This window comes from Azohydromonas lata (assembly GCF_034427735.1).
Taxonomy (GTDB): Bacteria; Pseudomonadota; Gammaproteobacteria; order Burkholderiales; family Burkholderiaceae_C; genus Azohydromonas; species Azohydromonas lata.
In genome coordinates, this window is the sequence record NZ_JAXOJX010000125.1 from 1 (window position 1) to 11,032 (window position 11,032).

Below are 11,032 nucleotides of genomic sequence, written 5' to 3' on the forward strand. Positions count from 1 at the left end.
GGCCCGCCACGGCCTGCCCGCGCTCACGCTGGGCGCCATAGGCGTGGTCTTCGGCGACATAGGCACCAGCCCGCTGTACACGCTCAAGGAGGTCTTCCAGCCCGCCACCGGCGTGCCGCTGGACGCGGTGCACGTGGTGGGCGCGTGCTCGGCCATCTTTTGGGCGCTGATGCTCATCGTCAGCTTCAAGTACGTGGTGCTCATCCTGCGCGCGGACAACCGCGGCGAGGGCGGGGCGCTGGCGCTCACGGCGCTGGCCGCGCACGCGGTGCGCGCCCACCCGCGCCGGCGCCGCGCGCTGCTGCTGCTTGGGCTGTTCGGCGCCACGCTGTTCTATGGCGACGGCGTGATCACGCCGGCCATCTCGGTGCTGGGCGCCATGGAGGGGCTGCAGGTGGCCTCGCCTGCGCTGCAGCCCTGGGTGGTGCCCGTGTCGCTGGCGGTGCTGGCGGCGCTGTTCGCGGCGCAGCGGCTGGGCACGGCGGCGGTGGGCGTGGCGTTCGGCCCCATCATCACGCTGTGGTTCCTGACGCTGGCAGCCACGGGCGTGCAGCAGGTGGCGCACGAGCCGGCCATCCTGGCCGCGCTCAACCCGCTGCACGCGCTGGCCTTCCTGCAGGAGCGCGGCTGGCAGGTGTTCGCGGCGGTGGGCGCCATCGTCCTGGCCATCACCGGGGCCGAGGCGCTGTATGCGGACATGGGGCACTTCGGCCGCGCGCCCATACGGCTGGCCTGGACGGCGCTGGTGCTGCCGGCGCTGGCGCTGAACTACCTGGGCCAGGGCGCGCTGCTGCTGCGCGACCCCTCGGCGCTGGAGAGCCCGTTCTTCCGCCTGTTCGCGCCGCAGTGGGTGCCGGCGGCCATCGTGCTGGCGACGCTGGCGGCCATCATCGCCTCGCAGGCCGTGATCTCCGGCGCCTATTCCATGACCAAGCAGGCCATGCAACTGGGCTTCCTGCCGCGCATGGCGCTGCGCAACACCTCCGCGCGCGAGGCGGGGCAGATCTACATCCCGGCGGTGAATTGGGCGCTGCTGGCCGGCGTGGCCGCCGTGGTGCTGGGCTTCGGCAGCTCCTCGGCGCTGGCGGGCGCCTACGGCATCGCGGTGACGGTGACCATGCTGGTGACCACCGTGCTGACCTACTTCGTGGTGCGCCACGGCTGGGGGCTGCCGCGCGCGGTGGCGCTCTCGGCCACGGGCTTCTTCCTGGTCGTGGACACGCTGCTGGTGGCCGGCTGCAGCGTGAAGTTCCTGGACGGGGGCTGGTTCACCTTCGCGGTGGGCCTGGGCCTGTTCACGCTCATGAGCACCTGGGCCCGCGGGCGGGAGCTGCTGCTGCAGAGCATCCGCAGCGAGGGGCTGCCGCTGGAGGGCTTCGTGCAAGGACTGGGCGCCTCGGTGTCGCGCCGCGCCGACCGCGCCGCCGTGTACCCGGTGGCCGACCCGGCCACGGTGCCGCACGCGCTGCTGCACAACCTCAAGCACAACCAGGTGCTGCACGCGCGCAACGTGGTGCTGACGGTGGTGTTCCACGACGTGCCCTGGGTGGAAGAGGCGCGCCGCGCCGAGGTGCGGGCGCTGGACCACGGCTTCTGGCGCGTGGCGCTGCACTTCGGCTTCATGCAGCCGCCGGACGTGCCGCGGGCGCTGGCGCTGTGCGAGGCGCAGGGGCTGCGGCTGCCGCCCTTCGAGACCAGCTACTTCCTCAGCCGCGAGACGGTGGTGCCCACGCCGGGCGCGGGCATGGCCGGCTGGCGCGAGCGGCTGTTCGCGGCCATGAGCCGCAACGCCGCCAGCGTCGCGGACTTCTTCAGGCTGCCGGACAACGCGGTGGTGGAGCTGGGCACGCGCATACAGATCTGAGCGGCAGGGGCCGCGCGGGCGTGGCCCACAATCCGGCCCATGGATGCCGACACCTCCTCCCTGCTGCGCCGTCTGCTGGCCGAACGCCCCGTGGCCGCGCTGGCGACACTGCACCGCGGCGAACCTGCGGTTTCCATGGTGCCCTTCGTCCTGCCGGCGCAGGACACGCGGCTGTTCATCCACGTCAGCGGCCTGGCCACGCACACGCGCGACCTGCTGGAGCACCCGCGCGTGGGCCTGCTGGTGACGGCCGCCGACGGCGGCCCCTGGCCCGCGCAGGCGCTGCCGCGGGTGTCGCTGCAGGCCGACGCCGTGCCGCTGCCGCGCGAGGGCGGGGACTACGCCGCCGCCAAGGCGCTGTACCTGGCGCGCTTTCCCGATTCGGCCCAAACCTTCGAGCTGGGCGACTTCGGCATGTTCGCGCTGCAGCCGGTGTCGGCCCGGCTCATAGGCGGCTTTGGCCGCGCCCACAGCCTGGTGGCCGAGGGTTTGAGCACCTGGCTGCGCGAGCCGGCCTGAGGAAAGCCCTCAGATGTCCACGCAACGAAGCCTTCGCATAGAACCCTTGGGCCGCACCGTGCCGGTGGAGGAGGGCCGCACGCTGCTGGAGGCGGCGCTGGCCCAGGGCATCAAGCTGCGCAGCAGTTGCCGCAACGGCACCTGCCGCGAGTGCCTGGCCCGCATCGTGGAGGGGAGCGTGCGCTACCGCGTGGAGTGGCCGGGACTGTCGCCGGACGAGAAGGCCGAGGGCTGCACGCTGCCCTGCGTCGCGCTGCCGCAGACGGACGTGGTGCTGCTGCAGCCGCGCCTGGAAGTGCCGGGCTGAGCCGCGGCGCGGTGGGCGCAGCGCTTACTGCGGGCGCAGCGCGTCAAAGGCCGCGGCCATTTCGTCGGCCGGCACGTCGTTGAGCGCGGCAGAGGCAAAGACGTCCTCGCCATCGAGCCAGCGGCGTTCGCTGCCGGCGTCGTCCAGCGCCATGAGCAGCGAGCGGTTGAGCTCGTACACGCCCCAGGCCAGGCCGGCGCTGCGCAGCGAGGACTGCATGGCGTTTTGCACCAGCGAGCGCACGCGGCGGTGGCCTTCGCTGTAGGGCACCTGCAGCACGCGGCCGGAGGCCGCGTCCACGCAGGCCTTCAAGTCGTGCGAGGCGTGCCCGCGGCAAGCCAGCGGGCGCACGGCGTAGATGACGCAGGCGCCCTGCGCGATGAAGGGGCAGCGCTGGCGCAGCCGCACGCGCGCGGCCTCGGTCAGGCCGGCGGTCTGCGCATCGGCCTCGCGCAGCGTGGCCACGAGGTCTATGCCGCGCTCCAGCAGCCGCGGCGTCACCGCGCGCAGGAAGCGCGCCACCAGCAGCACTTCCGGTGCGGTCGCACCCACGCGCAAGGTGCAGCACGTGGCGCAGCCCTTGCCGCAGGCCAGCGGCGGCTCGTCCTCGCACTGGATGGCCACGTTGCCCGCGAAGCTGTCGAAGGCCTGCCCCAGCAGGGCATCGAGCAGCAGCGGCGCGCGCGCGCCGTCGACCAAGGTGGTGTCGAATGCGCGGTGCAGCGCCTGGAAAAATTCTCGGGAAGGGTGCATGGTGGGCCCAAAGTTAGAGACTTCGTGGCCTGCGCAACTTGAGCTGTCTCAACCTGCCCCCGTGCATAAGTCTTGCATTGGATCACTTCACGACCGCACGCCGGACGCGGCCTTGTCACGTTTGTACGGTTCACGCTGCACGCAGCGTTTCTTGTGAAGGCTCTCATGGATCTCACGGAACAGGCCCCCTTGGCCGAGCAGGTTTCCCCGCTGGACGAAGAAGACTTGCGCCGCTGGCGCGCGTGCGCACGGCGCTTCTGGCTGCACCGCCACGGCAACGCCGAAGCGCCCCAGGCGCCAGCCGAACCGGGCGCGGACCGCATGGTGGACGGCCCCGCCGCCACGCAGGCGCTGCGGGCCTGCTGCCCCGCGCTGGTCAGCATCGAGGCGCCCGCCGGCGATGACGAATGGCAGGCCGCCATCGACCTCACCGAGCGGCTGGTGGTGGACGTGGGCGCGCAGGACGAGGCCTGGGGCATTGCCGGCGCCTGTTTCGCCAGCGACGAGGGCGTGCGCGTGCGCGTGGACCTGCTCACGCGCGGCAGCGCCGGCTTCAAGCTGTTTCGCGTGCGCCACGCCACCGCGGGCAGCGAGGCGGACGTGGACGCCGTGGCGCTGTGGGCGCACGTGCTTTCGCGCAACGCGCTGCGGGTGCAAAGCGCGGGGCTGATGCTGGTGGACACGGCTTTCGTCTATCCCGGCCACGGCTGCTACGCGGGCCTGTACCGCGAGGTGGACCTGGCACCTGTGCTGGGCACGCGGCCCGTGGGCGACTGGATCGTGGCCATGCGCCGCTGCGAGCGCGCGCAGATGCCGCCCGTGCCCCTGGGCGCCCCGTGCGGCGCCCCGGCCGCCGGTGGCGGGCTGTGCGACGCCATTGACCGCTGCGGCGTGCCCGCCGTGGAGCCCACGCTGGCGGACCCGGCGTACAGCCTGGACATCGTGGGCCGCGAGCTGGCGGCGGAGCTGCGCGCCGAAGGCTACGTGGACCTGCGCAGCGTGCCGCAGCACAGGCTCATGGCCGAACGCCACCGCCGCGCCGCGCGCGCGGTCAAGCACGGCGAGCCGGTGCTGGACCCGGGTGCCGGCGCCGCGCTGCGGACGCTGGCCGGGCCGCGGCGTTGGCTGCGCTTCGAAACCATAGGCTTTGCCGTGCCGCCGTGGGCGGGCACGCAGCCCTACCAGGCCTTGCCTTTCCAGTGGAGCTGCGCGCTGGCACAGGAAGACGGGACGGTGCGGCACGCGGGCTTCCTGGCCGGCCCGGACGGCGACCCGCGCCGCGCCTTTGCCGCCTCGCTGGTAGAGCAATTGGGCCGCGAAGGGCCGCTGTTCGCCTACAACGCCGGTTTCGAGCGCAACCGCATACGCGAGCTGGCGCAGCGCTTCGACGACCTGGCACCCGCCCTAGAGGCGCTGCTGCCGCGCTTCGTGGACCTCTTCGCGCTGCTGCGCGACCACTACTACCACCCGGCCATGGCCGGCTCGTGGTCGCTGCGCTCGGTGTTCAAGGCCGTGGCGCCGCAGGCGGGTGCGCACGAGTTCTCGCTGTCCTGGCAGGGCCGCACCATGCACAGCCCGCTGGAGGCCTTCGCGGCGTCGCTGGAGCGCGGCCTCACCGCCGGGCAGGCAGGCCAGTTGCGCGACGCGCTGTGGGCGCACGGCGAGCGCCATTGCACGGCGCTGCGGCACATCACGCAGGCGCTGGAGCAGGCCTGATCCCGCCTCCCGCCTCCCGCCTGGCGCCTCCCGCCTGGCGCCGATGCCGGCGCCGGCATCACGGGCTTGGCGCGATGCGGGTGGACATGAAAAGAGCCATGCCCCCGTCAAAGGGCATGGCCTGCAAAGGAGTCTGTCAGAGCGAATGCGCGGCGCGTCAGGAGGCCGCCTTGGCCTTGAACGAGCCCAGCAGGTGCTCGGCAGCCACGGCCAGGCCGGAAGCGTCTATGGCCTTGCCGTACAGCACGTGCCAGGTCAATTGCGACAGCGACTGCTCCAGTTGCTCGGCCACTTCGGCGGACACATAGCGGCCAGCCGGGGCAGCGGCGGATTCAGCGGCGATGTTGATCGAAGGCAAAGACATGAAGGGCTCCACGTGGTAGTTGCGGGAGCCACAAAATTAACCCAAGTCAAAACCCAACAGGCAAGCTCGGCCATAAGACCCCAGCAAATCACTTCCCGATAGGGACTTTTTGCTTGGATGAAGGAACGCATTGCGCTCCGCGGTGGGCCCCGATGTTGCTTTCCCGCCTGGGGCGCCAAACCTTGGAGACCTGTGGATGACGGTACAACAACTCATGCAGGCGCTGGCCTCGCTGCCGGCCAGCGCCACGGTGCTGCTCGAAGGCGATGGCGGCCTCTCGCCCCTGGGCTGTCTGCAATGGCTGCCCGGCGTGGGCGGCCAGCCCGACGAGGTGCTGCTGCAGCCCGACATGACACCGGACTGACCCTGTCGCAAACCCGACAATGAACACGATTCGCCCCGACGACGACCTGCTGTTCTGCCTGGAACAGAGCAGCGCTTACCCGCCCGATGCCGTGCACGTCACGATGCTGGCCCTGGCGGCAGCTTCCGGCCGGCTGCGGCGCATGACGCGCCCGGCGCGTTGGGCACTGCTGGCCACGGCGCTGATGGCGCCGCGTCCCTCGGCTGCCTTCGAAGCGCTGCGGCTGTCGCGCGCGCTGGCGCAATTGCTGCCGGAGCTTGACGGCCTGTTCGGCGTGCCGCAGTTGTCGGACGGGCCGGAGTGGGTGGACGTCGGCCTGCACCAGTGGCGCTTCATAGACGAGGCCGCGCGCGTGAACGCGCCGCTGGCGTTGCGCTTTGCGGCGCTGATGCACAAGGTGGGCAAGGCCGGCACGCCGCGCGAGATCTGGCCGCACCACCACAAGCACGATCAGCGCGCGCACGCGGCCATCGAAGCGCTGGCCAGGCGCGCGGCGGTGCCGGCGGATGCCGTGGCGCTGGCGCACCTGGCGGTGGACGAGTGCGACCGCATACACCGCGCCAGCGACATGCGCGCCGGCCCCATCGCCGTGCTGCTGGAGCGGGTGCAGGCCCGGCAGCAGCCGGCCCGCCTGGAGCAGTTGCTGCTGCTGTGCACCTGCGATTGGGCCGCGTTCGAAGGCCACCATGCCGAGGAGTACGTCAAGGCCGACCGCATCAGGCTGGCCCTGGCCGCCAGCCGCGCGGCCGACGTGGCCGGGCTGGACGAGGACGCGGCGCTGCAGGCGCGGGCCGAGGCCATCGCCGCGGCGCTGGGCAGCGGCGTCAGGAAGTAGGCTCAAGGCCCTGGGCCCTGACCCGGCGCAAGGGCGGCGGGTCAGGGCCGGGAGTCCGTCAGAAAGTCAGGACCTGGGGCTCGTCCTCGTCGGACGAGGTGACGATGGCTTCGCGCAGCGTGCCGTCGTCGTTGTAGCGGTAATCGTGGCGCATCTCGACCTCGCCGTAGACCATCTTGTCGCAGCGGCGCATGCGCCCTTGGGCGTCGTACTCGGCGCGGAAATAGGTGTTGCGGTGGCGCAGGGAGGCCATGTCCAGCTCCTGGCTGAGCTGCAGCGGCAGCTTGATGCCGCTGTAGGTCAGGAAGCAGCGGACGGTGCGTTGCGCTTCGGTGGTGTCGGTGCTCATGCGGCGGGCGGGGTGTCGAGCACCGCGCTCAGGTTCAGGGTGATGTTGTTCTTGGTGGCGTCCACGTAGGGGCAGATGCCCTTGGCGCGCTGCAGCAGGTCGTCGGCGGAGGCCTGGTCCAGCGGGCCGGCCATGTGCACGACCAGTGTCAAGGCCATCTTGTAGGTGTCCTCGAAGGTGACGTAGAGCGAGAGGTCGGCCTCGACGTAGCAGCCGCGCAGCGGCGCGTGGCTCTTGCGGGCGATGTGGCGCACGGAGTGCTCGAAGCAGGCGGCGAAGGCGCCGGCGAAGAGCTGCTCGGGGTTGGGGCCGTCGCCCTTGCCACCCATGGAGGCGGGCACGGCGAGCTTGAGCTTGAAGCTGCCGTCCTCGCTCTGCATGGTGCCGCTGCGGCCGCCCTGCGTGAGCATCTGGGCTTTGTAGACCATGTCCATGGCGGCGCTCCTCAGCCCTTGAGCAGTTTGTTGCGCTCGGAGGCGCTGTAGTTGCTGAAGTGGCCCTCGCGGGCCGCGGCGCGGCGGTTGGAGGCGATGATGGCCTTGATCTTGCCCTGGGGCGCGGTCAGCGAGACCTGGCGCTCCAGCCCGGTGGAGGCGCAGTGGGGGCAGGCCGGGGTGGTGCTGGAGCGCACCAGCAGCTCGAAGTCCTGGCCGCAGGCGGGGCAGTGGTAGTCGTAGAGGGGCATGTCGGCCTCAAGCGTTGGTGGGGGAAAGGGAAGCGCTGGCGGGGCGCGGGGAAGCACGCGGCGTGGCCGCGCGCAGCAGGCGCAGGCATTCCAGCGAGGCGGCCATGTCCAGGGCGGTGAAGCCGTCCTGGGACTGGAGGGCGGGGTCGGCGCCCAGCTCCAGCAGCCGCTGGACGATGGCGGGCTTGCCGCTGGAGGCGGCGTACATCAGGCAGGTGGCGCCGGTGGCGTTGGCGTGGTTGATGTCCAGGCCGGCCGCCACCAGAGCGGCCACGAGGTCGGGGTCGTTGGCCACGCAGGCCAGCCACAGGGCGGTGTTGCCGTCGCCGTTGACGGCGTGCAGCTCCACGCCGCAGCCCAGCAGCGCTTCCACGACGGCCGTTTCGCCCTTCCACGCCGCATGCATGAGCGGCGTGTTGCCGTGGCTGCCGGGCGTGTTGAGCCCTTCGAAGCCCTGGCGCTGCAGCCATTCGGCCAGCCACAGGGCCTGGGCCTCGTGCGATTGCCGGCGCTCCCAGGCCTCGAAGCCGCCCATGAGGTCGCAGACCTGCTGGAAGCCGAAGTCCACGAACATCTGCGCGTAGGTCTGGCTGGCGTTGCCGTGGTAGCAGTAGACGAACACGGGGCGCGAGCGCGGCTCGCGCAGCAGCAGCATCTCGTGGTTGCGCCCGTCCAGGCGCACGCTGCCGCTCAGGTGGGCTGCGGCGTGGTGCCGGGCGGCGCGTGCGTCGAGGATGAGCGCATCGGGGTGCGCGTTCAACCACGCCTGCGCCTGCGCGGCACTCAGGCGTTGGAAGGCTCTGGCGTCCATGCGTACTCCTCTCGCCCGGCGTAGGGCGGTGTGCTCTGGATGCGCGGGTCGTGCTGGCCCGCGCCGATGGTGAAGTGGTAGACCGACTGCAGGCGCGTGCCTTCCATGCCCAGCAGCTCGTGCAGCGCGTCGTCGAAGTAGCAGCCAATGCCCGTGCCGTTGAAGCCGCAGGCTTGCGCCTCCAAGTACAGCACCTGGCCCAGCAGGCCGGCTTCGGCGAGCAGGTCGCGGTAGCTCCAGGGAGCACCGGCCAGGGCGCCGTCGTACTCGGCCAGCATGGCCACGGCCAGCGTGGCGTCGCTGCCCAGGGCCTGGTGGCAGTTGATGGTGCGCAGCGTGCCGGCCAGCGCGGGGTTCTCGGCCAGGCGCCACAGCGGCAGCCCGTCCACGGGCAGCCACTCCATGCCGGCGCCCAGCGCCGAGCGCAGCAGGGCTTCGCCGGCTGCGCTGCGCGGCAACACGTAGGCGCCGGGCGCCAGGCCCTCCACACGGTGGGCGAACAGCACGGGGTGGATGCGCGCCGGGCCGGGCAGCAGGTCCCAAGGCAAGGCAGCGGTCACAAGGGCTCGCACCAGGCGGGCCAGCGCCGAAAGCGGCATGACGGCGCGGCGGTCGAAGCGCTGGGCGCTGCGCCGGGTGCGAATGATCTCGACGGCCGGCTCGGCGGCGGCCGGCGCGTCCGGGATGTCCGGCGGCCGCGCGTCCGGCACGCCGGCGCAGGCGGATTCAAGTTGCGGCCGCGACGACGCAGCCGACGCATCGGCGATGACGGGCCAGCGGTACATGGGGTGCTTGTCCAGCCGGTTGGCCTTGCCGAGCCAGGTGCCGGCCATGAGCCACTGGGCCGGATCAGGCGCGGCGCCGGCCGGCGCCGCAGGGGCGGGCAGCAGCTCGACCAGGCAATCCGGCGCCTCGCGCTCGGCGTCCTGGAAATCGCCGTCACGGTCCAGGCCCAGCAGCGCGGCCAGTTCGGCATCGCCCAGGCCCTCGACCACGCGTGCGCGCCAGCCCAGCACGGCGGCGGCGTAGCGCAAGGCGCCCAACGCATGGCCGGCATCGAGCTGGCAGTAGCGGAAGGCGCGCTCACCGTACTTCCACGCTTCGCGCCAGTGAATGGAGGCGAGGCCTATCCACAGCCGCGTTCCCTCGCCGGCGGCGGCACGGGCCTGCGCGCGCCGCTCCAGCGCGTGCTCACGCGGTGCGTAGTGGTAGAGGCCGTCGTCCAGGCCGCGCACGCCTTGGGCGAGCAGGTAGGCCTCGGTAGGGTGCAGGTTGCCGCTGGAGGGGTTGACGCGCACGGCCCAGCGGTCGGGGCCATGCTGCTTCCATGCGGCCAGCGCGAAGCTCAGCTCGAACAGCAGGCCTATGGCGTTGCGGTCCGCCGGGCGCGGCGGCACGGCGCCTTCGCGAAAAAGCGCTTCCCAGGCGGGCGATTCGCCTTGCGCCAATGTCGCAGCCGGCAGCGGCAGCATCGTCACCACAGCGCCCGCCCAGCGGCGGAAAGGGTCGGGCTGCGCGTCCCAGTCCAGCGTTTCGGGACCGGCCGCGTAGCGCTGCAGGTGGTGCTTGGTGCGCTGGTGGTAGGCACGCACGCGGCCTTCGGCCGTGGGCGCCGGCGTTGCGGCCGCACCGGGCGAGGCTGGGGCAGTGGCGGGCTTCAAGGCCGTCAGATGGTGTTCTTGATGTGGTCGGCGATCTTCCAGAACGCCGCATCAAGCTCCTGGCGCAAGCCTTCGTCGGGGCACGTTTCGGCCAGCGCCTGGCGCATGCAGGCCATCCAGGCATCGCGCGCGGCGGCGTCGATGTCAAAGGGATGGTGGCGGCGGCGCAGCATGGGTGAGCCGCGGTCGGCCGAGTAGACCTTCTCGCCGCCCATCCATTCGATGAAGTACTTCACCAGGATGGCCTTGGTCGGCCCCAAGTCGGGCTCGTGCATGGCGCGAATGGTGCGCGCGTCCTCGCGCGTATCCATGGCCAGGTAGAAGGCATCCACCAACTTCTTCACGGCCTCGGGCCCGCCCAACCGCTCCAGGTGCGGATTGCGGGTGCTGCAGACAACGGGAATATGAGCGCTCATGCCCGGTGCTCATGCAACAGCCGTACCAGCCAAGGCCGACCCGGGCCGCACAGCGCAAGCCTGTGGCGCACCCGGAGAAATCTCCAATCACCACGGTGGGAATTGAGCGGCGTCATGTGCGCAATGGCCGCCGGCACGCCGTGCTTTGTCGGATTTCAAACAAATCCGTCGAAGCCCCAACGCCGTCGACCAGACACCGACAAAACCGTGTTTTCCCAATCGAATCAATTACTTACCCAGTGACCACAGGCTTGGCACGGGCATTGCGATGGAGAGGCTGCGCGCAGCCCGACTCCGGCTTCGAGGGAGCTTCAAAAGAAGACCCACGAGCAACCGAAGGAAGCACTGAGGACGACAGCGCCGGTCTATTCGTCAACTCCGCAACGGA

At 71.3% G+C, this 11,032-nt stretch carries 14 protein-coding genes; 6 read left to right on the forward strand and 8 right to left on the reverse strand.

Translation table 11 applies throughout. From position 1 onward, the window contains the following. From SM757_RS33770 to SM757_RS33780, 3 genes are all read left to right on the forward strand, one after another. Nucleotides 1-1,864, forward strand: a 1,864-nt coding sequence (locus SM757_RS33770; RefSeq protein ID WP_407655824.1) for a potassium transporter Kup, incomplete at its 5' end; no start/stop codon positions are given. A 39-nt stretch (nucleotides 1,865-1,903) separates the two neighbouring features. After that, nucleotides 1,904-2,383, forward strand: a complete 480-nt coding sequence (locus SM757_RS33775; RefSeq protein ID WP_322468687.1) for a pyridoxamine 5'-phosphate oxidase family protein — start codon at nucleotides 1,904-1,906, stop codon at nucleotides 2,381-2,383. Between the two features lie 13 nt (nucleotides 2,384-2,396). Continuing rightward, nucleotides 2,397-2,690: a 2Fe-2S iron-sulfur cluster-binding protein gene (locus tag SM757_RS33780; RefSeq protein ID WP_066342159.1), complete on the forward strand. Its 294-nt coding sequence runs from the start codon at nucleotides 2,397-2,399 to the stop codon at nucleotides 2,688-2,690. A 24-nt stretch (nucleotides 2,691-2,714) separates the two neighbouring features. Here the strand turns inward: SM757_RS33780 and SM757_RS33785 are convergent, their stop codons facing one another. Further along, nucleotides 2,715-3,443: a YkgJ family cysteine cluster protein gene (locus SM757_RS33785; protein ID WP_322468688.1), complete on the reverse strand. Its 729-nt coding sequence runs from the start codon at nucleotides 3,441-3,443 to the stop codon at nucleotides 2,715-2,717. A 165-nt stretch (nucleotides 3,444-3,608) separates the two neighbouring features. Here SM757_RS33785 and SM757_RS33790 point away from each other — a divergent pair, with 165 nt between their 5' ends. After that, nucleotides 3,609-5,159: a DUF2779 domain-containing protein gene (locus SM757_RS33790; protein ID WP_322468689.1), complete on the forward strand. Its 1,551-nt coding sequence runs from the start codon at nucleotides 3,609-3,611 to the stop codon at nucleotides 5,157-5,159. 157 nt (nucleotides 5,160-5,316) lie between these two features. Here the strand turns inward: SM757_RS33790 and SM757_RS33795 are convergent, their stop codons facing one another. Further along, nucleotides 5,317-5,523, reverse strand: coding sequence for a hypothetical protein (locus SM757_RS33795; protein WP_322468690.1), 207 nt, complete (start codon nucleotides 5,521-5,523; stop codon nucleotides 5,317-5,319). Nucleotides 5,524-5,719: 196 nt separating this feature from the next. On the opposite strand from SM757_RS33795, the gene SM757_RS33800 reads away from it, so the two are divergent. Further along, a complete protein-coding gene (locus SM757_RS33800; protein ID WP_322468691.1) occupies nucleotides 5,720-5,887 on the forward strand; it encodes a hypothetical protein in 168 nt (55 codons plus the stop codon). Between the two features lie 19 nt (nucleotides 5,888-5,906). Beyond that, a complete protein-coding gene (locus tag SM757_RS33805) occupies nucleotides 5,907-6,722 on the forward strand; it encodes a hypothetical protein (RefSeq protein WP_066342164.1) in 816 nt (271 codons plus the stop codon). Between the two features lie 58 nt (nucleotides 6,723-6,780). On the opposite strand, the gene SM757_RS33810 is transcribed toward SM757_RS33805, so the two are convergent. The 6 genes from SM757_RS33810 to SM757_RS33835 are packed head-to-tail and all read right to left on the reverse strand — an operon-like array spanning nucleotide 6,781 to nucleotide 10,644. After that, on the reverse strand, nucleotides 6,781-7,071 hold the full coding sequence (locus SM757_RS33810; RefSeq protein WP_322468692.1) for a DUF6156 family protein: 291 nt from the start codon (nucleotides 7,069-7,071) through the stop codon (nucleotides 6,781-6,783). Then, complete coding sequence (locus SM757_RS33815) at nucleotides 7,068-7,505, reverse strand: Ohr family peroxiredoxin (RefSeq protein WP_066342166.1); 438 nt, start codon at nucleotides 7,503-7,505, stop codon at nucleotides 7,068-7,070. Before SM757_RS33815 ends, SM757_RS33810 begins: the two co-directional genes overlap by 4 nt. A gap of 11 nt (nucleotides 7,506-7,516) precedes the next feature. Beyond that, nucleotides 7,517-7,756: an FmdB family zinc ribbon protein gene (locus SM757_RS33820; protein WP_066342167.1), complete on the reverse strand. Its 240-nt coding sequence runs from the start codon at nucleotides 7,754-7,756 to the stop codon at nucleotides 7,517-7,519. A 7-nt stretch (nucleotides 7,757-7,763) separates the two neighbouring features. After that, complete coding sequence (locus tag SM757_RS33825) at nucleotides 7,764-8,567, reverse strand: ankyrin repeat domain-containing protein (RefSeq protein WP_322468693.1); 804 nt, start codon at nucleotides 8,565-8,567, stop codon at nucleotides 7,764-7,766. Beyond that, the gene (locus SM757_RS33830; RefSeq protein ID WP_322468694.1) at nucleotides 8,540-10,228 is read right to left on the reverse strand and encodes a nitroreductase family protein; all 1,689 of its coding nucleotides are present in this window, start codon (nucleotides 10,226-10,228) and stop codon (nucleotides 8,540-8,542) included. The genes SM757_RS33825 and SM757_RS33830 overlap by 28 nt, the downstream gene beginning before the upstream one ends. Nucleotides 10,229-10,233: 5 nt before the next feature. Next, a complete protein-coding gene (locus tag SM757_RS33835; protein ID WP_066342168.1) occupies nucleotides 10,234-10,644 on the reverse strand; it encodes a group II truncated hemoglobin in 411 nt (136 codons plus the stop codon). Nucleotides 10,645-11,032: the final 388 nt, after the last annotated feature.